Annotated in this window: 21 protein-coding genes; 15 read left to right on the top strand and 6 right to left on the bottom strand. The window is 44.5% G+C overall.

Translation table 11 applies throughout. The features are described 5' to 3' along the window. The first annotated feature begins 136 nt into the window (after window positions 1–136). The 5 genes from AB6E85_RS01350 to AB6E85_RS01330 all read left to right on the top strand — a co-directional run bounded on the left by AB6E85_RS01350 (window position 137) and on the right by AB6E85_RS01330 (window position 5,300). On the top strand, window positions 137–1,342 hold the full coding sequence (locus tag AB6E85_RS01350) for an iron-containing alcohol dehydrogenase (protein ID WP_372141120.1): 1,206 nt from the start codon (window positions 137–139) through the stop codon (window positions 1,340–1,342). Window positions 1,343–1,536: 194 nt separating this feature from the next. Beyond that, window positions 1,537–1,968: a tetratricopeptide repeat protein gene (locus AB6E85_RS01345; RefSeq protein ID WP_372141118.1), complete on the top strand. Its 432-nt coding sequence runs from the start codon at window positions 1,537–1,539 to the stop codon at window positions 1,966–1,968. Window positions 1,969–2,044: 76 nt separating this feature from the next. Further along, the gene (locus AB6E85_RS01340; protein ID WP_372141116.1) at window positions 2,045–3,790 is read left to right on the top strand and encodes an arylsulfatase; all 1,746 of its coding nucleotides are present in this window, start codon (window positions 2,045–2,047) and stop codon (window positions 3,788–3,790) included. Window positions 3,791–3,907: 117 nt separating this feature from the next. After that, on the top strand, window positions 3,908–5,155 hold the full coding sequence (locus AB6E85_RS01335) for an anaerobic sulfatase maturase (RefSeq protein ID WP_372141115.1): 1,248 nt from the start codon (window positions 3,908–3,910) through the stop codon (window positions 5,153–5,155). 10 nt (window positions 5,156–5,165) lie between these two features. Continuing rightward, complete coding sequence (locus AB6E85_RS01330; RefSeq protein WP_372141113.1) at window positions 5,166–5,300, top strand: hypothetical protein; 135 nt, start codon at window positions 5,166–5,168, stop codon at window positions 5,298–5,300. On the opposite strand, the gene AB6E85_RS01325 is transcribed toward AB6E85_RS01330, so the two are convergent. Beyond that, window positions 5,297–5,887 carry a TetR/AcrR family transcriptional regulator gene (locus tag AB6E85_RS01325; protein WP_372126350.1) on the bottom strand — a complete coding sequence of 197 codons (591 nt, stop codon included), beginning with the start codon at window positions 5,885–5,887 and terminating at the stop codon, window positions 5,297–5,299. The two genes, AB6E85_RS01330 and AB6E85_RS01325, sit on opposite strands and share 4 nt — an antisense overlap. A 319-nt stretch (window positions 5,888–6,206) precedes the next feature. Between AB6E85_RS01325 and AB6E85_RS01320 the strand changes: the two genes are divergently transcribed. The 9 genes from AB6E85_RS01320 to AB6E85_RS01280 all read left to right on the top strand — a co-directional run bounded on the left by AB6E85_RS01320 (window position 6,207) and on the right by AB6E85_RS01280 (window position 13,681). Next, the gene (locus AB6E85_RS01320) at window positions 6,207–6,863 is read left to right on the top strand and encodes a QnrS family quinolone resistance pentapeptide repeat protein (protein ID WP_017061081.1); all 657 of its coding nucleotides are present in this window, start codon (window positions 6,207–6,209) and stop codon (window positions 6,861–6,863) included. 118 nt (window positions 6,864–6,981) lie between these two features. Further along, window positions 6,982–7,413 carry a GNAT family N-acetyltransferase gene (locus tag AB6E85_RS01315; protein ID WP_048610000.1) on the top strand — a complete coding sequence of 144 codons (432 nt, stop codon included), beginning with the start codon at window positions 6,982–6,984 and terminating at the stop codon, window positions 7,411–7,413. 539 nt (window positions 7,414–7,952) lie between these two features. Continuing rightward, complete coding sequence (locus tag AB6E85_RS01310) at window positions 7,953–8,396, top strand: PTS sugar transporter subunit IIA (RefSeq protein WP_372141111.1); 444 nt, start codon at window positions 7,953–7,955, stop codon at window positions 8,394–8,396. Between the two features lie 29 nt (window positions 8,397–8,425). After that, window positions 8,426–9,838: a PTS mannitol transporter subunit IICB gene (locus tag AB6E85_RS01305; protein WP_372141110.1), complete on the top strand. Its 1,413-nt coding sequence runs from the start codon at window positions 8,426–8,428 to the stop codon at window positions 9,836–9,838. Window positions 9,839–9,885: 47 nt separating this feature from the next. Beyond that, window positions 9,886–11,157, top strand: coding sequence for a zinc-binding dehydrogenase (locus AB6E85_RS01300; protein WP_372141109.1), 1,272 nt, complete (start codon window positions 9,886–9,888; stop codon window positions 11,155–11,157). Window positions 11,158–11,213: 56 nt separating this feature from the next. Then, entirely contained in the window at window positions 11,214–11,732 is a 519-nt protein-coding gene (locus AB6E85_RS01295; protein WP_372141239.1) for an MltR family transcriptional regulator, read from the top strand. An 8-nt stretch (window positions 11,733–11,740) separates the two neighbouring features. Then, window positions 11,741–12,475, top strand: coding sequence for a nucleoside/nucleotide kinase family protein (locus tag AB6E85_RS01290; RefSeq protein WP_372141107.1), 735 nt, complete (start codon window positions 11,741–11,743; stop codon window positions 12,473–12,475). Window positions 12,476–12,493: 18 nt separating this feature from the next. Beyond that, a complete protein-coding gene (locus AB6E85_RS01285; protein ID WP_372141105.1) occupies window positions 12,494–13,240 on the top strand; it encodes a phosphatase in 747 nt (248 codons plus the stop codon). 180 nt (window positions 13,241–13,420) lie between these two features. Beyond that, window positions 13,421–13,681 carry a DUF5062 family protein gene (locus tag AB6E85_RS01280; protein WP_017061084.1) on the top strand — a complete coding sequence of 87 codons (261 nt, stop codon included), beginning with the start codon at window positions 13,421–13,423 and terminating at the stop codon, window positions 13,679–13,681. A gap of 200 nt (window positions 13,682–13,881) precedes the next feature. On the opposite strand, the gene melB is transcribed toward AB6E85_RS01280, so the two are convergent. Together melB and AB6E85_RS01270 are read right to left on the bottom strand one after the other, a co-directional pair. Next, window positions 13,882–15,309, bottom strand: a complete 1,428-nt coding sequence (gene melB, locus AB6E85_RS01275; RefSeq protein WP_248382784.1) for a melibiose:sodium transporter MelB — start codon at window positions 15,307–15,309, stop codon at window positions 13,882–13,884. 70 nt (window positions 15,310–15,379) lie between these two features. Then, complete coding sequence (locus AB6E85_RS01270; RefSeq protein ID WP_372141103.1) at window positions 15,380–16,732, bottom strand: alpha-glucosidase/alpha-galactosidase; 1,353 nt, start codon at window positions 16,730–16,732, stop codon at window positions 15,380–15,382. A 327-nt stretch (window positions 16,733–17,059) separates the two neighbouring features. Here AB6E85_RS01270 and melR point away from each other — a divergent pair, with 327 nt between their 5' ends. Then, a complete protein-coding gene (gene melR / locus AB6E85_RS01265; protein WP_372141102.1) occupies window positions 17,060–18,064 on the top strand; it encodes a transcriptional regulator MelR in 1,005 nt (334 codons plus the stop codon). 98 nt (window positions 18,065–18,162) lie between these two features. Here melR and AB6E85_RS01260 read toward each other — a convergent pair whose 3' ends face one another. The 3 genes from AB6E85_RS01260 to AB6E85_RS01250 form a co-directional block, all read right to left on the bottom strand. Continuing rightward, window positions 18,163–18,792 carry a bifunctional 4-hydroxy-2-oxoglutarate aldolase/2-dehydro-3-deoxy-phosphogluconate aldolase gene (locus AB6E85_RS01260; protein WP_372141101.1) on the bottom strand — a complete coding sequence of 210 codons (630 nt, stop codon included), beginning with the start codon at window positions 18,790–18,792 and terminating at the stop codon, window positions 18,163–18,165. 15 nt (window positions 18,793–18,807) lie between these two features. Continuing rightward, window positions 18,808–19,776 (bottom strand): sugar kinase, encoded by a 969-nt coding sequence (locus AB6E85_RS01255; protein WP_372141100.1) that lies wholly within the window; start codon window positions 19,774–19,776, stop codon window positions 18,808–18,810. Window positions 19,777–19,889: 113 nt separating this feature from the next. Beyond that, window positions 19,890–21,323, bottom strand: a complete 1,434-nt coding sequence (locus AB6E85_RS01250; protein ID WP_017065207.1) for a PTS transporter subunit EIIC — start codon at window positions 21,321–21,323, stop codon at window positions 19,890–19,892. Window positions 21,324–21,464 lie beyond the last annotated feature (141 nt).

Here is a 21,464-nt window from a genome sequence, read left to right as displayed (position 1 = left end):
GCATTTGCGGGCTTTTTTCGTTTTGGGGCAATGATCCATAAAGATCTTAATTGACATATCTTTGACATTTACACCCTAGACCGACCGGTTTGTTTTGGTTATTGTTTAGCCATCAACTAGAAATGAGGTAAACACCATGACAACCAATAACTTTAACTTTCAACTTAAAACCATTGTTCATGCTCAAGAGAACGGTATTGAAAATATCCCTTCTTTGTTTGGTCGCTTAGGTGCACAAAGAGTCGTGCTCTTTTCTGATAAAGGTTTGGAGTCTCTTGGCTTTGTTGAGCAGTTCTCGGCGTTGTTTGTAAACCAGAATGCGAATCAGGAAGCGAACCAACAAGCGGTTCAGCTTGTTGGCGTGTACACAGATATCGCGCCAGACGCGACTTGCGACAACATCAACGCAGCCATTGAGTTTGCAAACAGCGTCAATGCTGATGCGATCTTGTCTGTTGGCGGCGGCAGCGTAATTGATGCTTCTAAAGGTGTGAAATACGCATTTCATAAGAAGATAGATGACATTCGCACCGTAATTGCAGGTGGTGGTCATATGGATGTGTGGCCAAACAATGAAGATATTCGAGTGCCCCACATTGCTGTTCCGACAACGGCTGGTACGGGTGCAGAAGCTTCTCCTATTGCTGTTTTTTACAACGAACATGAAAACATTAAGGCAAGCCTAGTCGCATCGGGATTGGAAGCCGATATCGCAATTCTTGATCCAACAGTGACCACTAAGCTGCCAGCTCACCTGACTCGTTCTACCGCGATGGATGCACTAACACACGCTGTTGAAGCGATTGTCTCGCCAATGAGTAATGCATTCACCGACGCTTACGGAATTCAGGCGGCAAAACTGATTGTTGAAAACTTACCCTTGGCACTTAAAGAGCCAGAAAACCTAACAGCGCGCGGCAATCTTCTTCAAGCGAGCACCATGGCGATCTCTGCTTTCTATTCGTCTTTGGGCGGCATTCCGATTCACAACTGTGCTCACGCTTTTGGTGCGATTAGCCACATTCCACATGGCGATGCCAACACGGTACTGATGCCGGTTGTGATTGAAGCGCTGCCGGAATTCTATATGCCGAATGCGGCGAAGTTAGCTCAAGCGTTCTCTGTCGACACGACGGGAACCGATGAGATGGTTTATCAGAGAGTGTTGGATTTCTTAAACAACTTCCAAACCAGTGTCGGTGCGATGAAGCGTTTCAGCAGCTGGGAGTTTGATGAGCAAGAGAAGAGCAACATTGCGGAAGCGATTGAAAAAGACATCTGCTTTCAGTTCTACCCTATCTCGAAACAGACGATTGAAACCATCATTGAGAAAGCGATTTAAGTCTCTGTCTTAATCGACTGAATTTTATGACCATTTAGTTCAGTCCCTGATTCACTCACAACTATTACTCGAGAGCCAATTATGAAAATTGAAAACGTATTGCTATCAAGCTTGTGCATCATCGCGCCATTCCTACTTTTCACCTAACTTATCCAACAGGGACGTTGTGACCTTTATTCCCGAGGAGGAAATAAATGATCAATAAACGTTTAACTACCGTGATTCTGACTGGTGTTTTGGCTGCTCTGTTTTTTGCCAAAGCAAGCGTTGGAAGCGAAAGCTCTAAGAACGCAGCCACCATGGATCAATCGCAGCAGCATCAAGACGTCGTGCAATTGTTGGATGAGGCTTACCAAGGGCAATTGAATGCCCAGCTCTCTGTCGCTTACTTATATCTGAGCGGAGAGGGCGTAGAACAGAATGATGAAAAAGCCGCGGAGTGGTTCGTCACCGCAGCCAATAACGGTAGCCCTGAAGCTCAAACACAGCTTGGGTTGATGTATATCTCTGGAAGTGGCGTTCAAGCCAGCCAAGCGGAAGCTGTCACCTGGATAGGCATGGCAGCAGCTCAAGAGTATGACCCTGCGCTCGACTTATTACATTGGATGTCGCAAGCCGCGCACTAATTCAAATCCTAACTCAGGTTAATCACAGAAAGGTTAACCACAGAAAAAGTTAATCACAGAAATTGGAGAACGTCTTATGCAGACATTCAAGAAATCTTTAGTGTTCACGGCAATGGCGGCGGCAAGCAGTGCTGCTCTTGCGGTTGAATCAGAAAAACCGAATATTGTTGTCATTGTTGGCGATGATGTGGGCTTTGCAGATACACAGCCTTATGGCTCAGAAGCGGATACCCCAAACCTAATGGCGCTGGCTGAAGAGGGGGTTAAGTTTACTAACTTTCACGCGTCCCCAACGTCATCGGTAACGCGCTCTATGATGCTAACTGGAGCAAACAGCCACGAGGTTGGGCTTGGTACCTTCGACTATGCCGTCTATCCGGGCGCGATTGGTAAGTCGGGTTATGAAGGTTATCTCACCAAGAAAGGCGTCACGGTCGCCACGCTGCTTGAAGAGAGCGGCTATAACACTTACCTCTCTGGTAAATGGCATTTGGGACATGAAGATGGATTTTTACCGGATGATCGAGGTTTTGGTGAGAGTTACGGTATCTTAGCGGGCGGTTCGAATCACTTTAACCGAGATATGATGTTCCCGGCCAAAAACGCTGCGACAGCGGATGCGCTGCAAAAAGGCGATATTCCAGGTGTTGAAGTTGAGCCAACTTACCGCAACGGTGAAGTGGTTGAGGATAAATACAAAGGCGAATACTCAGACCAAGTTTACACCAACGAGATCATCAAGATGATCGACAGCAAAAAAGACGACGGTAAGCCTTTCTTCGCTTACGTCCCATTCACCGGTATTCACCTGCCACTGCAAGCGCCTGAGTCTGCCTATCAAGATAAAGTCGATTACTACGTTGAACATGGTTGGGACTCGGTTCGAGAAGATCGTTTCGAACGCATGAAAGAGATGGGCGTGATTCCTAAAGAGGCTGATATTTCAGGACGTAATTCATTAAGCCGCCCTTGGGACTCGCTCTCTGAAAAAGAACAAAAGTGGTATGGCAAGAAAATGGCTGTCGCGATGGGCATGATGGAAATGCAGGACCAACAAGTCGGTCAGATAGTCGATTACCTGAAAGAAATCGGCGAATACGACAATACCTACATCATGTATCTAGCGGATAACGGCCCAGAAGCGGCGGATATTACTGGTGAAAATATCAGTGACCTGATCCGAACATGGACCGCTCATCACTTCGATAATTCGACCGAAAACTTAGGTAAGGCGAACTCCAGTGTGTCACTTGGTCCTGAGTGGGCAAGCGCTTCAACCGGCGGCCTATCTTGGTACAAAGCTTATACAGCAGAGGGTGGTATTCGTGTGCCGTTTATCGTTAAGCCTGCCAAAGCGCTTCTAGAAGGTGAAGATGCGTTGCAACCGGGAACTCAAACAGACGACTTATCACAAGTGAAAGACATCGCTGCCACGATTCTCGAGATTGCAGAGGTAGAGCATCCAGGAACGGAATATCAAGGTCGAGAAGTGGCGCCGATGAGTGGTGTGAGCTTGTTGCCTTACTTCAAAGGTGAAACGGCAGAGGTGCACAGTGCCGATAATGCGATTCCATTTGAATTGTTTGGTAGCGGGATTTTGCTAAAAGGTGATTACAAAATCATTCGAATCTCTACCGGTATGGGCGGTGACAGTGAATGGCACTTATACAACACCAAGAAAGATCCAGCCGAGCAACATGACTTGAGAAATCAAATGCCAGATCTGTTCCTTGAAATGGTCGCTGAATATCAAGAGTACGAAAAAGCGCAAAACATCGTCCCAGTTGACGAAGCGTGGAACCCGTTTGAAAACGTGAAATAGAGGAAAAACCACTCGGCCAACCTAATGCCACCAAGCTTGGTTGGCCGATGAACACCGTGTAAAGGAATTACGAATTGTTTTGGCTAATACAATAACTTTTACATCGAGGCACTCTTCATGACGACATTATCGCTATCAAATTTGAGTTCAGTTCCGCAGTTTAATGGCAAAGCACACAGCAAACTTCAGGCGTTAGCAAAACCGATTGGGGCGGTGTGTAATATCAGTTGCACCTACTGTTATTACCTAGAAAAACAACAGCTGCTTGAATACCCAAAAGGCTCTCAATATACGATGGATGAAGTTATGTTAGAGCGTTATATCAAGCAATATATAGAAGGGCAGAATACGCCTGAAATCATCTTTTCTTGGCATGGTGGAGAGCCGACCTTGTTGGGGATTGAGTACTTTCAAAAGGTCGTCGAGCTGCAGAAAAAATATTGTCCTAGCTACAGTAAGATCAGCAATGACCTTCAAACCAATGGCACCTTGTTGAATGATGCGTGGTGCGAGTTCTTCAAAAAGAATGACTTTATCATTGGTGTGAGCATTGACGGCCCAGAGCACCTACATAATCACTACCGAACCAACCGTGCAGGCAAAGGCACTTTTTCTCAAACAATGCGTGGTATTCGCTACTTGAAGCAGCATAACGTCGAGTTCGCGACTCTAAGCTGCGTGAATGATGTGACAGGTAAGTATCCATTAGAGGTCTATCGCTTTCTACGCGATGAAGTGGGTTCGAAGCAATTGCAGTTTATTCCTGTGGTCGATAAGCGTGAGGCTCATACCAACAATAAATGGTTGAGCAACCAACAAGCGATCATTCCCGTATCAGGCGAGGTTGAAGTTTGGAGTGTTGATTCTATGCAATGGGGTGAGTTCCTCACTACCGTTTTTGACGAATGGTTCGAACATGATTTTGGTCGAGTATTAGTGCCGTACTTTGAAAATTTTGTCGGCGTATGGATGGGCAGAGAAAGCACCATGTGCACCTTGAGTGAGATCTGCGGCAAAGGGTTAGCGGTTGAGCCCAATGGCGATGTGTACTCATGTGACCATTATGTATTTCCTGAATTTCAGCTGGGTAATATTCAGGAACAAGCACTTTCAACTTTAGCCTTTTCGCCAAAGCAGCAGCGTTTTGGGTTCGCCAAACAAAAGTCTCTGCCGAAACAATGCCAAACCTGTGAGTTTAAATTTGCATGTCATGGCGAGTGCCCCAAAAACCGTATCATCACAAGCCGAGATGGTGAGGCGGGGTTAAATTATCTCTGTGAAGGTTGGCTGAGCTTCTTCAAGCATGTCGACCCGGTTATTAAGGGCTTACTCAAAGCCAATAATATTGCGTCTCGTCTGGGGTAATGGAGTAGGTGTGAATGGATTCAATCAAGATTTAAAGTTAGACAAAAGGCTCGGTAAATTGTGCGAGCCTTTTGGTATGTGGTATGTGGTATGTGGTATGTGGTATGTGGTATGTGGTATGTGGTATGTGGTCACGGGTATCTAGTCAGCCGATTCTTGTGCCGAGATCATGGCAAGAATGGTCTCATCCATGGCATTGTTTAGAATCGAACGGTTGCGCTGCATAGCGGCCATAAGCGTTGAGCCTAGCCATAAGCCATAAAGCGTTCGAGATAGCGATTCTGGCTCTGCGATAGTGAAATCACCATCGGCATTACCTTCTTCAAACAGCTTTGCCATACGCAGGATGATCTTTTCTGCACCTTCAGCCATGGTCGATTGCAACGGGTTAGCAGACCCAGATACTTCTCCCGCCAGTTTTACGACAAGACATTGGATATTGAAGTCTTCAGTCAGTTTCGATGCACACCAAAACTCGAAATAGGCTTTAACGCGATCACGGCGAGAAAGCGACTCATCACTTAAAAAGTCGTCCAGCTTAGCGAGATGCTCATCAAAGTAGTTAGTAAGCAGGATCTCACCAAAGTGTTCTTTGGATTTAAAGTAGTGGTAAAAAGAACCCTTCGTGCCTTCCGCTTGGTTGATGATTTTCATCAGGCCAACACCAGCAAACCCGTGTTCATTTATAAGGCTAAACCCTGCATCGAGCATAGCTTGTCGCATGTCTTTCATTGTTCTTACTCTTTATGCTGAGAATGAGGAATAGTGTAACCAGCAACATACCAACCGTCCAGTCTAGCGCGTTAGGACGCGGTCAATAATTGACTCGTTTCGTCAAATTGATTTTTCTCTTGCTTACACTTCTAAGCGATAAAATTTTTTTTAAGATAAGCGGATGCTATAAAACGAAAATAACAACCTTATAGGGCTTGTTTGGTGCCTTAAAATGGCTAAATTGGGGTGTTTTAAGTTGCTGTTTTTGTTGGTTTTTAATTTAGTGTTTTCTTGAGATCGCAATGATAGTCTTAGCTTAATTTCTTTAGGGGGCTAAATGGACACTAATAACAGCACTTACCATCACCACAGTTTTGCTCAGCAAGATCTATCAGAGCTTACATTTACAGCCTGTACGTTTATCCGTTGTGATTTCAGACGTTCGAACTTACGTGACGCAACGTTTATTAACTGTAAGTTTATTGAACAAGGCGATATTGAGGGATGCCACTTTGATGTTGCCGACTTACGAGATGCAAGCTTCCAGAATTGCCAGTTGGCGATGGCGAATTTTAGTAATGCGAATTGCTATGGGATTGAGCTACGTGAATGCGACCTGAAAGGGGCGAACTTTACTCGCGCTAACTTTGCCAATCAGGTAAGCAATAGAATGTACTTTTGCTCTGCGTATATTACGGGCTGTAATCTGTCATACGCCAATTTTGAACAAGCTTGTTTAGAGAAGTGTGAGCTGTTTGAGAACCGTTGGATAGGCACTTACCTTGGCGGCGCGTCACTGAAAGAGTCTGATCTCAGCCGAGGTGTGTTCTCGGAAGATGTATGGGGGCAATTCAGTATGCAAGGTGCTAATTTATGCCATGCTGAATTAGAAGGGTTAGATCCTCGCAAGGTAGACACATCGGGTATTAAAATCGTTGCTTGGCAGCAAGAGCAACTGCTTGAAACCATGGGTATTGTGGTAATGCCTGATTGATAGAGCTTGTGAAATCAGTAAATCGAATAGGGAAGACGGTTGTTTTGTTTTTCTAACCACTGCAAACTACGGGCTCGCGGCTGCACATGTTTATATTCAGTTCAATCTAGAGAAAATTATGACTATAGAAAGTGTGCTTCCTGAAGATTACGCCGAAATGCTTAATGTTTGGGAAAATTCGGTCCGAGCAACTCATGACTTTATTACAGAAGAGGATATTGAGTTTTTTAAACCCATCATCATGGAACATGCGTTCCCTGCGGTTTCTTTGAAATGCGTGAAAAATGAAAATGGTTCGATTGTTGGTTTCGTGGGCGTCCATGAAGCAAAGATTGAAATGCTTTTTGTTTTGAATGAAGTTCGAGGACAAGGGGTGGGCTCGGTGTTGTTGCAACATGCGATTGAGCAGCTAGCAGCCACCAAAGTTGACGTCAATGAGCAAAACCCACAAGCGGTAGGCTTCTATCAGCACATGGGGTTTAAAGTAGAATCACGCTCACCACTTGATGATATGGGAAAACCATTTCCAATTCTGCATATGACGCTGTAAGACTCGGTTGTCGTATCACTCGGTTGTAATCAACCACAGTCGCTAGAAGAAAAGCCCAAAGCTAATAACTTTGGGCTTTTCCGTATCTGAACCAATGATAACCAAATTATCCAATATGAGGCAGATCTGAATAGGTGCGTGAACGAGGTGTTACTCACTTACAAAGCGGTGGTGTTTGTATTTCATACGGGATCTTGGTCACTGATCTTAGCGCTTAACATTACCCAAACGCCCAAATTAAATGTAACCATCATCACAATTAATACTTGGTCAATACGTACAAATGGATCTTTATCACGTTTGTGTAATCTTATTTAAACCCTATAACTGGGATTACTATCAAATTTAAACTATTGACTTGTTGTTAATAATAAAATTGTAATTAAATTTCATGACAAATATGAGAGGTAGAGAATAACTAATCGTTTGACTCTGATATTTAAGTGATCTGGATCTTACTTTATTGCCATTTCTCTATTCTTCTACTTCCATTGATAATAATCCCAACAACAACGAACAAAGAATAACTGGGATATATTATGCTTTATGACCTTATTGACCACGACCTAATTGATGTTATTAACCACTCTGAATACAAGTGGGAAGATGCAGTTAAGGAAACGACTCGTTACCTACAAGATAAGGGCTACGTTACCGATAACTACGCAGACGCGATCATTCAGTCAACGCATGATAATGGACCTTATTACGTTCTTTGTCCAGGTATTGCTATGCCTCATGCACGCCCAGAAGCAGGTGTACTAAAGACTGGACTTGGTATTCATGTCTTTTCTAACCCGGTGGATTTTGGGTCAGAAATGGGACCAGCGAATGTCTTATTAACATTAGCTGCAAAGGATTCAGATACACACATCGAGGTTATTCAAGCACTTAGTGAAATGTTAGTTGATGAAGAAAACATTGCCAAGCTGGCGGCTTCATCTTCAAAAGCTGACGTACTTGAAATTATTAAAAGCTACTAAGAATAACCTTTGAAAATAAGGAATATACCGTGTCTACAAATATAAGAGCAAAAGTGCAATCTTTTGGTGGTCATCTGACCGCGATGGTATTGCCAAATATTGGAGCCTTCATTGCATGGGGCTTTATTACTGCATTATTTATTCCAACAGGTTGGATGCCTAACGAATATTTTGGTGAATTAGTGGGTCCGATGATCACTTATTTACTTCCTCTGCTTATTGGTTATACCGGTGGACAAATTGTCGGGGATAAGCGTGGTGCAGTTGCTGGTGCGATAGGTACCATGGGTGTTATCGCTGGCGCTGAGATTCCAATGTTTGTTGGCGCAATGATCATGGGTCCATTGAGTGGCTGGGTGATCGTTCAAATCGATAAACGCTTACAAGACAAGATCCCTTCAGGTTTTGAGATGGTGGTAAACAACTTCTCGCTAGGTATCTTCGGTATGTTGATGTGTCTATTTGCTTACGCGATTGTTGGTCCCGCTGTGACTGCTGCGAACCTATTCGTTAAATCGGGTATCGAAGCGCTTGTAGCAACTGGTTTTCTACCGTTACTTGCCGTTATTAATGAACCTGCAAAAGTACTGTTCCTAAACAACGCTATCGATCAAGGTATTTACTACCCATTAGGTCTGCAAGCGGCGGCGGAAACGGGCAAATCGATCTTCTTTATGGTGGCGTCAAACCCAGGTCCTGGCCTAGGTATGCTTTTGGCTTACGCGAAATTTGGTCAAGGTCTAAGTAAGAAATCAGCACCAAGTGCAATCATCATTCACTTCTTCGGTGGTATCCATGAGCTGTACTTCCCATACGTGCTAATGAAGCCAATCATGATTGTTGCGATGATTGCTGGTGCGGCGACAGGTATTGCCACGTTCAACCTACTTGATGGTGGTCTGGTTGCTGGCCCTAGTCCTGGCTCGATTTTCTCTTACTTAGCTCTCACACCAAAAGGCAGCTTCTTCGCAACCATCGCAGGTGTGGCTTCAGCAACGGTTGTGTCTTTCCTTGTCGCAAGTGCAATCCTGAAAGTGAGCAAGAAAGAACAATCAGAAGACGAGTTTGAACAGTCGATAACCGACATGAAAGATATGAAAGCAGAAGGTGTGGTAGCAAAAGCATCAGCTCAGGTTTCAACAGAACAGCCAAAAGAAGCAAAGAACATCAAATTTATTGCCTTTGCATGTGATGCGGGAATGGGCTCAAGCGCCATGGGAGCATCGACTTTCAAACGCAAACTAGAAAAAGCTGGCTACGATGTTCAAGTTAAAAACTTTGCCATCGAAAAAGTCCCAACTGATGCCGATGTGGTGGTGACTCACGAGAGTCTAGAGAATAGAGCGATTAAAGCAACGGGTTTACCAGTAGTGACTATCAAGAACTTCTTACATGACCCTGCATTAGACAACCTAATGAACACCATTGGTCAACAAGCTTAATTTAAATTTTGGGGCCACTCAGTGGTCCCACTTTCGGAGAGAAAATCATGACTCAAACAACTGCTGCTGTTATCCGTGGTGAAAAAGATGTTCAACTTAGAACGTTCGATCTTCCAAAAATTTCTGATGATGAACTTTTAGTTAAAAATATCTCAAACAGCATCTGTCTTTCTACTTACAAAGCAGCACTGTTAGGCAGCAACCATAAACGTGTACCGGGAAATATTGCTGAAGTTCCCGTAATGACAGGCCACGAATACGCAGGTGTGATTGTGGAAGTGGGTGCAAACCTGAAAGGTCGTTTTACGGCAGGTGAACCTTTTGTACTGCAACCTGCTATGGGCTTGCCAACAGGCTACTCAGCAGGCTACAGCTATGAGACATTTGGTGGTAACGCGACGTACTCAATCATCCCTAAGGTAGCGATTGATTTAGACTGTGTTCTGCCATACAAGAGCTCTTACTATGCAAACGCATCGCTTGCAGAGCCAATGTCATGCATCATTGGTGCGTTCCACGCAAGCTACCATACAACGCCTTACGTATATGAACATCAAATGGGCATCAAAGAGGGCGGTGCTCTTGCATTGTTAGCATGTGCAGGCCCTATGGGTATTGGTGCAATTGACTACGCGATTAATGGTCCAGTCAAACCAAGTCGAATCGTTGTCACCGATATTGACGAAGCGCGCCTAGAGCGAGCTGCGAGCCTAATTCCTGTATCAAAAGCAGCAGAGAACGGTATCGAACTGTTCTATGTGAATACCGCTAAGTTAGAAGATCCTGTCTCACACCTTAAGCAGTTGAATGATGGTAAGGGGTATGATGATGTCATGGTGTATGCCGCGGTTGCACAAGTGCTTGAGCAAGCGGATGAGTTGCTAGGCAATGATGGTTGCTTAAATTTCTTTGCTGGCCCAACGGACAAGCAGTTCAAAGTACCATTCAACTTCTATAACGTTCACTACGAAGCGACTCACATTGTTGGCACTTCTGGTGGCTCTACGGGTGATATGGTCGAGTCTATTGAGCTTTCAGAAGCGAATAAAATCAACCCTTCATTTATGCTGACACACGTTGGTGGTCTAGAAGCAGCACCGCATACAATTCTCAATCAGTTAGATATTCCGGGTGGCAAGAAATTGATTTACCCACATATCGACTTGCCGCTGACAGCGATGGACCAATTCCATACACTGGCAGAGCAGTCTCCATTCTTCCTGGAGCTTGATGAAATCTTGAAAGCCAATAATTACGTTTGGAATGAATTGGCAGAAAAAGCGCTACTTGAATTTTATGATGTGAGCTTAACCGTTTAATATGGTTCATTATTGTGGTGGCGAGCCAGCCACCACAGCTTCATGAGGTAATTGATATTTTGTTGCAAGATGAATTATTGGATGCATTGGAACAGTGTGATTCCGCGACGAGTTTGCTCGAAGCGTCTAATAAGTTAATAAACCAAAAACTGAAAAAGCTATTACCGAACGTGTTTGTTCAAGATGCTTTGGTGATGGAGTACGCCGTCGTACCTCTTTTAAAAGAAGATGGGCCTCTTGTGACAACCGACGTCGCCTCTAAATTGATGTTTGCGATGGGTAAGATCTCTTTGGAAACCTACGCAGATATTGGCTTATTCGATCAAATGTATGAATACACTAGTAAGCAATCGCAAGTGCTGACATTTGGCGATGACATGGTTTACGACTTCATCAGTAATCAATCAAACCTCTCTAAAGGCAAAGATAGCTTCTACTTAGATTCAATTAACCAATTAAAATTCTCGTCATTCGATTCATTCACTCAAACACGTTACGAGTCGCTGATTAAAACAGTGTTGAAACTCTGTTGCGAGAACTTGTTGGAAAGTATTGAGAAAGAGATATTAGGATAAGGTTGAACATGAAAGTTTCCTTAAATGTGAGTGGCTTTGAAACCGAAGCGACATTCCCTGATAAAGATATTGAACAGATTCATAAACCACTGGTTGAAAAATTTACGCGACTTTTTGAGCAGAAAAAAGAGCGTACGATTATCTTTTTGTGTGCCCCTCCTGGCAGTGGTAAATCGACGTTAGCCGCGTTTTGGGAGCATTTGTCCCATCAACAAACCAACGTTGAGCCACTTCAGGTATTGCCATTTGACGGTTTTCATTACCCCAATGAGATATTGGACTCAAACTACATCGTTCGTGATGAAGAGAAAATTAAACTCCGTACCATTAAAGGTTCTCACGAAACGTTCAATCTAACCTCGTTGATCGATAAGTTGAAACAGCTGAAAGTAAAAAATCCTACGTGGCCGTATTACGATAGAAATCTTCATGATCCTGTGGATGACGCAATCTCGGTAGACAAGGAAATTGTCGTGATTGAAGGCAACTGGTTGTTACTGAACGAGCCTGTTTGGAATGGATTGCATGAGTTGGCTGATTTCACCATCTTCATAGACACCGACGCTAAGTTCCTCGAAGAGCGCTTAGTAAACCGCAAGGTGCGAGGAGGTACCACATTAGAAGAGGCGGTCGAGTTCTATAAAAATTCAGACTCAAAGAACGTCGATAAAGTGTTAGACCATTCTATCCCTGCTGACCTAACACTCTTCATGAATCAAGACGGCTCGTTTCAAATCAATTAAACAATTTAGGAGGTCATAATGGAGATTGTTGTCGACAGCCATACTCATACATTGGCAAGTGGCCATGCCTATAGCACCATTATCGAAAATGCACTGGCATCGAAAAATAAGGGGCTAAAACTCCTTTGCACAACGGATCATGCTCCTGAAATGCCGGGAGCCCCCCACTACTGGTTTTTCAATAACCAAAGGATTTTGCCCCGCTTTCTGCACGATGTAGGTATCTTGCGTGGTGTGGAAGCCAACACACTGAACACTGCTGGAGAGTTGGATCTTCCTCCCTCTTCTTACCAACACTTAGACTGGGTGATTGCGAGCTTACATGAGCCAGTTTTCAAGCCATCGACGGAACAAGAACATACACAGGCGTTAATCAACGTCATTAAGAGTGGCAAAGTTGATGTGCTAGGGCACTTAGGGAACCCAAACTACGAGTTCGATATGGAAGCGGTCCTGCTGTGCGCAAAGGAGCACAATGTTGCGATTGAAGTGAACAATACGTCATTGACAGGCAAGAGCCGAAAAGGAAGCGATGTGCGATGCTCAAAAATTGTCGAGATCGGCAAGCGAGTTGGCGTTTACTTTACTACAGGTTCTGATGCGCATTTCTGTGAAGAGATTGCTCATTTGGGTCTTGTAAAAGCATTACTTGAAAAGCACGGTGTGGAAGAAGACAAAATAATCACGACCTCAACATCCCTCTTTTTGAACTTTTTATTATTGCGCGGTAAGAGTCGAATCGAAGAATTTGCACACTTATATTAAGTGTGTTGTTGAGTTAATGATTACTGGTATCAAAAAGCCCAAAGCTAATAACTTTGGGCTTTTCCGTATTTGGAGTTTGTTATTTATCAAAGCTATTCCTCAAATTGAGAACGAAGTAATCTTGTGAGTTTTTCGGTTTGATATACTCAGTATTCATTCGATAAAGATGATGGAGATGATATGTCGAAAACCGCGAAGATCATTAATGAAGATAAGCTGGTAAAAAAAGCAGTTGAAGTCGGTTTTAAGATGGCAAAGCTACAAGGTTTTGATTTGCCAAATTCATCCCAACCGATAAAGGTTAAAGCGGTGTACTTGTTCCTGGTTGAAGTCAATCAGATCACACCGTTACCGGACGATAAGCTTGATGGCGCGAACATTAAGAAGCGTTTAGCACTCTGGCTTCATAAGGCACTGCCGGATAATGACCCGCTAAAATAAAGAAGTTCTGAAGACTGGTGCAGTTCACCTGATTTGAACTGATGATTGGCAACCTTTCCCCTAATCTCACTTATTGTTTTAATGTACGAAAGCCTAGCGATTACTCGCTAGGCTTTTTAGTTTCCGGGATTTTTTGCATCGATGATGTGCTGATTGTTTTGACTTTTCTGTCCCCAGTTTCTTTGACTTATTACTTGGATCTAAATTGCTTGTACTGGTTTGGTTGGCTTCGAAGCTTCTCCTGTGCTTGAGTCATCGTTTGTAATGTGGTCGTATTTCTCGGTTAAGTGATCTTGAATCTTTTGGTGGTATGCGCCGTTCAGTTTGTAGAAGCGGAAGTAGATGATTAACGCAATGGCAAAGAAGAAAGCCGGTAGGCCGACCATGATGCATTGCATGCCGAATACGGTTTCAGGGCTTTGCGTTACGTTGGGCACATAGTCAACTGCAGTGAGGGCGATACCGATAAAGAAAGCGGCAAATGCTGAGCCTGCTTTTACAACCAGAGTTTGAACCGAGTAAGCGATACTTTCACAACGAGAACCCAGTTTAAACTCACCATAATCGACCGTGTCTGCCACCATAATCACGTTCAGTACCCAGAACAGAGCGGTACCGATTTGTAGGAAGACGCCTGCCGTTGATATCAGCAGAATACTTTGTTTGTCATACATGCCGACGTAGATGAGTACCGCGCTGCCTAAGATAGGGAAAGTGGAGGCACAGGCCCATAAAACTCGGCGTGAGAACATTTTCGCAAGTTTAGGGAACAACACTAGAGTGATAAGGTTCGCGATACCTGCATACGCCATGTAGTACGGGAATAGCTCTTCATTTCCGACCACATAAGTGAAGTAGTAAACCGCGAAGGCGGTAATAATGTTGGTCGCAAGGTTGTAAGACAACGCCATACACAGAACACTGGTCAGTTGGTCGTTTTTGTAGATAAGTGACAGTAGCTTTTTCAGTGAAACCTTTTCTTCAGGTTGAGTCGTGTCTAGGTTGGCGGTTGAATAACGTTCCTTCACATTACGCAATGTAATGAAAGTTGATACCAAGAAACAAGCGATCAACAAGAGTGTAAAAATCTGGAAGCCGAACCCTTTGTCGTCACCACCTACGTAATTCACGAAAGGCATCGCGATAGCTGCAGTTACAATCCAAGCTAGGCTAGCAAAGAAGCGAGGGTATGGGACGAGCTCTTCACGTTCACGCTTATCCAAGGTGAGTGTTGGAACCAATGACCAAAAAGGAATATCCATTAATGTGTAGGTCATGCCCCAAAGAATATAGGTGACAGCAGCGTAAGCGATTAGCCAAGGGCCTTCGATATAGTGAGCACTAAACACCATCAATAGAACGACTGAATTGGCGAGTGTGCCGATTAAAATCCAAGGCTTGAATTTACCCCAACGAGTGCGGGTGTTATTGACCAGCCATCCCATAATTGGGTCATTGACCGCATCCCAGATACGCGCGACGAGGAAAATAGTGCCGACTGCAGCGGCAGAAATACCGACCACATCCGTGTAGTAAAACATTAGGTACATATAGACGATGGTGATTGCGAAGTCTTTACCAAATGCGCCAAAGCCATAACTGAGCTTGGTATTCATTGAGATACTCATTGCCACTCCTTACGCCTCCTCACAGAGAAGGCGTTAATATTCACGTTATTGTATTTTTATTAGTATGAAATTACTTGTTAACCCACTCTGGCAACCAACCTTGATGAGCCTCAATTAAGTCATCAACCAGCGCGTATACCTCTTCTATTCCAAGTACTGCGGCGGTATGAGGATCAAGCATCGCAGCATGATAAATACGGTCGCGGTTTTCAGTGAGAATGGCTTCGGTTAATAGAGTTTGAACGTTGATGTTGGTTTGCATCAATGCCGCTAAGTGATTTGGTAGGTGACCAACTTTGATCGGTTGCACACCATTCGCATCAACTAAACAAGCGACCTCAACACAGCAACCTTGCGGTAAGTTATCGATTAAGGCTTCGTTTTTAACGTTGCCATAGATGACGCTCGGTATACCTGTCCAGATGGAGTTCATGATGGTGCTAGCGTACTCATGAGATTCTTCAACGGTGATCTTATCGGCCGTTTTGAACTCTTGAAGGTCTTTCTTCCAATCTGCAATTTGTTCGACACAACGCTTAGGGTATTCATCCAGTGGCACTTTATAACGTTCGATTAAATCTGGACGATTTGGCTTGATAAAGTAGGGGGTGTATTCAGAAAAATGTTCAGAAGACTCTGTCACGAAGTAGCCAAGCTTCTTAAACATCTCATAGCGGACTAAGTTGGTGCAGCGACCATTGTGATAAATACCCGGTTTCGGTACTTGGCCACTCTCAAAGGCTTCCAGTAGGTCAGGATAAATGTCGACGTACTTGCCACTTGCTGTTTTCTTTTCGAGGGTAAGGTAGTAAGCCATGTGGTTGATGCCAGCGCAGGTGTAGCGAAGGTCTACGTAATCTAAGTCTAGGTCTCGTGCTAGTTCTTCAGCAGTACCTTGTACAGAGTGACATAAACCGACTTGTTTAATGTGTGGATACTTCTCGTACATTGCCCATGTGTTCATTGCCATTGGGTTGACGTAGTTGAGCATGGTCGCGTTCGGGCAAACCTCAGTCATATCGTCACAGACACTCCAAAGATGCGGGACTGTGCGTAGCGAACGCATAATACCGCCCGGGCCAAGTGTGTCTGCGATGGTTTGTTCCAGACCATGGCGCTTACACACGTCGAAATCGGTAACGGTACAAGGTTCATAACCGCCGATTTGGAAAGCGATGACGACAAAATCTGCGTCTTGTAGCGCTTCTTTCTGATTTAAGTGACATGAAATAGAGCCAGTAGCGCCTGATGATTCCATCAACTTACTGACGACAAGGTGAGACTCTTCTAAACGGGTCTCATCAATATCCATCAAGGCGACATGAGCGTTCTGTAATGCCGAACGGTGGAAAACGTCACCAAGAATGTTCTTAACAAAAATGGTTGAGCCAGCACCGATGAATGTGATCTTAGGGCTTTGCATAGTGGAATCCTTTATCTCTCTGAGTTCTTTGTTGATGCAGATAAATTACACCTAGAACCCATGTCGATTCGTCTCAGATAATCTAATAGCTCTCCCGTTTTCTAATATTTTTAAATCACCCAATGAAAATCTTAGGAAATGGGACAACTTGCTGGCTTTTAAGGAGAGAGCTTATGCAATGAAGCGAGTTTTGCACTTAAGATACTGACTCTAATCACATCGTGATGATCTTATGAATTGGGGTACTGCGGCTCTATGATCGCCTTCAGAGTTTTATTATCGAGGAACTGCTAAAACTCAGCTATACGATTTCCTAAGGAGCGAGATATGCCGCAATCAGCCTCAGATACGGTGAGAATTATCACTTTAGATAAGTACTCATCCGAGACTGTGTCGGTAAGTCCGCTTTCTCTCTATTCTTCTTATGAGAAAATCGATATCGAACTCAGAGCGCCTCACTCCATGCCAGGCTATCACTGGCATGGTCAAGTTGAGGTGAATATTCCCTTTGGGGATGATGTGGAGTACATCATTAACGGCAGCCCGGTTGTGGTTAAAAGCGGATCGATTGGCTTGTTTTGGGCATCGGTACCCCATCGACTTACCAATCCAGGTCAATGCCATAATATGGGGATCATTAACATACCGATTCACCATTTTATGTCGTGGGCTCTTAGTCGGGATTTTGTTCATCAGATAACTCACGGCAGTGTATTGCAATCGAATTCCTGTTCGTTGATCAGTGAGTTTGAAATCTCCCGTTGGGCACAAGAGATAAAACATTCGTCCGAAAGTCGTCAACAGTTGGCTATGGATGAAATTGGCTTAATGCTTAAACGAATCTGCCTTGATGGTTGGCAACAACTGCTGGTAAATCGACAGGATAAGTCGCCCAAAAAAGGGGTATCGAAACACTCCCAATTCTATGTCAGCCAGATGTTGGAATACATTGCGACTCACCATAATCAGCCATTAACCGTTAAAGGTATCGCTGAACATATCGGATTACATAGCAACTATGCGATGAACGTATTTCAGCGAACGATGCAGATGACCATTAAGCAGTACATTACCGCGATGCGCATCAACCACGCTCGTGCTTTGCTGAGTGATACGGATAGAACCATTCTCGATATATCACTCACGGTGGGCTTCAATTCGAGCAGCCGATTCTATGAAACCTTCCAAACGTACATTGGGGTTACGCCGACTCAATATAGAAAACTGGCTAGGGAAGATCACCGATGGAGCAGTCATGGGGCCAGCCCGCTATATGACCTTGAGAAAGGAGCGTGTGATGGGAAAAGGCCGTTAACGACGACGGACAGTTAGCGGTATTGATACAACTCGATAAAACAAAAGCCACAGCATGTGCTGTGGCTTTGTTGCTATAGAATCAAGCGAACTTGTTCTTTCTAGAACGTTATCGCTTAACGATTCACCTGCTCAACAATCTCGCGTGTTAGGCGTGCGATCTCGTCCCACTCCCCGTTTATAACCAGCTTCTTGTCCACCATCCATGTACCACCGCAAGCTAATACTTGAGGCACTGCTAAGTAGTTATCGATGTTTGATGGCGTGATACCGCCAGTTGGCATGAGTCGAATATCGCCGTATGGGCCAACGAGCGATTTAACCATGCTGATCCCACCAGATGCTTCTGCTGGGAAGAACTTCAAGGTTGTTAAGCCCATTTCTAATGCCGCTTCAACGGTGCTTGGATTATTCACACCTGGGATGATGTCGATGCCGATCTCTTGGCATGCTTTAACCGTGTTCGGGTTAAAGCCTGGTGATACCACAAACGTTGCGCCTGCTTCTTTCGCGGCCAGTGCTTGCTCACGGTTCAAGATGGTGCCCGCGCCGATCAGCATATCAGGCTGAGCTTCTCGAAGTAGTCGGATAGCTTCAACAGCGGCGTCTGAACGGAACGTAATCTCAGCCGCTGGAAGTCCATTCTCAGCCAATACTTTGCCTAGAGGGATAATATCCTCTGCGTTATCAATGGCGATAACAGGGATAACTTTAAGTGCTTTTAGCTGTTCGTTAATTGTAGACATGTGTACTTCTTAATATCAGTTTGAAAGAGTGTCGGTGATGGATTTTGGGATGATTGCGCCATGATGTTGAATCACCAATCTGGCTAATGCATTACCTTGATGGCAGGCTTCTTCAATAGAACCTCCAGCGAGATAGCAAGATAAGAAACCACCGTTAAAAGAGTCGCCAGCAGAGGTGCTATCCACCACAGTCTCGACAGGTGTCGTTGTGATTTTTACGGGCTCATTTACGGGGCTTTCGCTGATCAAGCAGCCTTCAGCACCCAGCTTGACAACAACGGTTTTGACGCCGAGTGAATGCAGTCTTGTTATGGTGTCTTGTGGTGTTTGATCGCTCCACAACAGTTGTTCATCATCGAACGTGACTAGGGCTATATCGGTCGTTTTATAACCCAATAGATAGCATTCTTTAGTTGCGGCCTCTGAGCTCCATAACTTTGGTCGATAGTTACTATCAAAGGCGATGGTAACGCCACGTTCACGCAGGCCTTCGATGATCGTGAGCAACCTTAGTTGGTCGCTGTGTGGCAGTATCGCGAGGGAAATACCACTTAGAAACACCATATCAACATCACGAAGTTGGTTGGCGATCTTATCGAAATCGGGGTGCTGTACCATGTAGCGAGCCGCCGAATCGTTACGCCAGTATAGGAAGGTGCGCTCACCAACATCGTCGAGTTGAATAAGATAGAGGCCGGGTGAACGTTGTTCATCAATAAGCACGAACTCGGTTGATAGTCCTTCATCTTGCCATCGGTTAAGCATCTCTTGGCTGATAGCGTCTGAGCCTAGCGCTGAGACATAGCTAGTTCGTATCGCTGGATTCGCAGTGTTATTGCAGCTCATGGGATTGCTAACCGCAGCGCTGCGGTTCAAATAGATTGCCGCGTTTAATGTGTCTCCACCATAGCTTTGATGCATGTTGCCAAATGGAGCCCCATTCAGTTCAATCATGCACTCACCGATGATTGCGATGTGGGTCATAATATAGCCTTAGAAAGGAAAGGTTGGATTTGTTCGTATTGAAGAAAGCATGACCATAACGAGATATGGTCATGCTTTTTCGATTCTAATCTTACGGGAGTGAGACTAGCCGATTACTTGTTGTCTAGTTTTACGAACAACATCGTTAGGACGAAAGACAGTGCAAATACACCCACCACGCCCATCAGTGCTTGAATGAAGTTTTGCGTACCGCCTGCAAGGTAAGCTGGCAAGCTGAATACAGAAGAAAGAATGTAGCTTGTTAAGTGCGTATCGATTGTTACCGAGATAGCACCGAACACACCTGCAGCCAAACTCGCGGTCATCATCGCTTTGGTGTATTTAGTGAGGACACCAAATAGAGCCGGCTCCGTGATGCCTAAGATAGCGGTAACACTTGAACCCATCGTAATTGAAGATTGCTCTTTAGATACCGTTTTACGTTGCTTGTGCCAGATAGCCATTGTCGCGCCAGCAATTGCCATGTTACCCAAACACATGATTGGCATAAGTAGATCCTTACCATACAGTGCAAAGTTGTTCAGGCTGATCGGTGTCATGCTGTGGTGGATACCAAATACGATGGTGATCGGGCGAGTTAGACCAAACACAAAGCCGGTTAACGTCGGAGAGATTTCCAGTAGTGAGCTCATTACCCAACCCGCGCCGTTACTTAGCCAGATACCAGCAGGGCCAACAAATGATAGCGTGATGGTCGAAGTTACCGTAAAGGCAAGCAGTGGCGTAAATACAGGCTTCGCAGAAGAAGGAACTAGACGGTCAACTAACGGAGTCACTTTCGACAATAACCAGATTGCTAGAATCGCTGGTACGATAGCGCCGCCGTAGTTAAGAAGTTCAATAGGAACCACGCCAAGAACCGTCAGCTCCGGAGCAGCACCTGCGTCTTTTAGCATTGTTGCTTTATCAACGAGCAGAGGCGCTAGCATTGCAGAAGAGACAGCAAGGGCAATGTATTCGTTTACTTTGAATACCTTAGCTGCAGAGAAAGAAACCAGCATAGGTAAGAAGAAGAACACAGCAACAGAGATAGAACGGAAGAAGTAAACTGTGTCTGAGGTTTCAGAGATAACATTGGTTGCAATAAGACCAGACAACAGGCCCATCAACATACCCGCGCCAGCGATTGCGGGTACAACCGGACCAAAGATGCCTGCGACAATGCGCATCACGCCTTGGAACAGCTTACCTTTCTCTAGCTCATCAGCCGGAGTTGCGTCAGCTTGTTGAGTGTTTGATAGCGCGTTGAACCACTTTTCTACCTCAACACCGATGATGACTTGAGTTTGGCCCTGTTGAAGTACCACACCTTTCACATCTGCGATCTGCTTGATTGCTTCTTCGTCTACCAGCGACTCGTCGGCTAATTTGAATCTCAGCCTTGTCATACAGTGCGTGATACTCACGATATTGTCTTCACCACCAAGTGCAGTGATTAATAACTGTATATTTTCTTTGAAATTTTTCTTCTTCGATGATGACTTCGAGTTATTAATAACGGCATCACTCTTTTCTACCATTTGCATACTACACCTGTTATTGGAATATATTTAACTCGAGTAATCATAACGACAACCAATTTAAATCCAACGGAGTAAAAAGAGATCTCAATCACACTTAAAATCCGAAAAATTATTTTTTCACCGTTTTTGGCCAATTGGTATGTT

This window comes from Vibrio sp. 10N.247.311.51 (assembly GCF_041467855.1).
Classification (GTDB): Bacteria; Pseudomonadota; Gammaproteobacteria; order Enterobacterales; family Vibrionaceae; genus Vibrio; species Vibrio coralliirubri.
The sequence above is the reverse complement of the archived record's forward strand: the minus strand, read 5'-3'. Positions and strand labels throughout refer to the sequence as shown.

Bases quoted from the DNA above. Each gene is read 5' to 3' on its own strand.
- AB6E85_RS01350 (WP_372141120.1), top strand. From the start codon at position 137: ATGACAACCAATAACTTTAACTTTCAACTTAAAACCATTGTTCATGCT.
- AB6E85_RS01345 (WP_372141118.1), top strand. From the start codon at position 1,537: ATGATCAATAAACGTTTAACTACCGTGATTCTGACTGGTGTTTTGGCT.
- AB6E85_RS01340 (WP_372141116.1), top strand. From the start codon at position 2,045: ATGCAGACATTCAAGAAATCTTTAGTGTTCACGGCAATGGCGGCGGCA.
- AB6E85_RS01335 (WP_372141115.1), top strand. From the start codon at position 3,908: ATGACGACATTATCGCTATCAAATTTGAGTTCAGTTCCGCAGTTTAAT.
- AB6E85_RS01325 (WP_372126350.1), bottom strand. From the start codon at position 5,887: ATGAAAGACATGCGACAAGCTATGCTCGATGCAGGGTTTAGCCTTATA.
- AB6E85_RS01320 (WP_017061081.1), top strand. From the start codon at position 6,207: ATGGACACTAATAACAGCACTTACCATCACCACAGTTTTGCTCAGCAA.
- AB6E85_RS01315 (WP_048610000.1), top strand. From the start codon at position 6,982: ATGACTATAGAAAGTGTGCTTCCTGAAGATTACGCCGAAATGCTTAAT.
- AB6E85_RS01310 (WP_372141111.1), top strand. From the start codon at position 7,953: ATGCTTTATGACCTTATTGACCACGACCTAATTGATGTTATTAACCAC.
- AB6E85_RS01300 (WP_372141109.1), top strand. From the start codon at position 9,886: ATGACTCAAACAACTGCTGCTGTTATCCGTGGTGAAAAAGATGTTCAA.
- AB6E85_RS01290 (WP_372141107.1), top strand. From the start codon at position 11,741: ATGAAAGTTTCCTTAAATGTGAGTGGCTTTGAAACCGAAGCGACATTC.
- AB6E85_RS01285 (WP_372141105.1), top strand. From the start codon at position 12,494: ATGGAGATTGTTGTCGACAGCCATACTCATACATTGGCAAGTGGCCAT.
- AB6E85_RS01280 (WP_017061084.1), top strand. From the start codon at position 13,421: ATGTCGAAAACCGCGAAGATCATTAATGAAGATAAGCTGGTAAAAAAA.
- melB (WP_248382784.1), bottom strand. From the start codon at position 15,309: ATGAGTATCTCAATGAATACCAAGCTCAGTTATGGCTTTGGCGCATTT.
- AB6E85_RS01270 (WP_372141103.1), bottom strand. From the start codon at position 16,732: ATGCAAAGCCCTAAGATCACATTCATCGGTGCTGGCTCAACCATTTTT.
- melR (WP_372141102.1), top strand. From the start codon at position 17,060: ATGCCGCAATCAGCCTCAGATACGGTGAGAATTATCACTTTAGATAAG.
- AB6E85_RS01260 (WP_372141101.1), bottom strand. From the start codon at position 18,792: ATGTCTACAATTAACGAACAGCTAAAAGCACTTAAAGTTATCCCTGTT.
- AB6E85_RS01255 (WP_372141100.1), bottom strand. From the start codon at position 19,776: ATGACCCACATCGCAATCATCGGTGAGTGCATGATTGAACTGAATGGG.
- AB6E85_RS01250 (WP_017065207.1), bottom strand. From the start codon at position 21,323: ATGCAAATGGTAGAAAAGAGTGATGCCGTTATTAATAACTCGAAGTCA.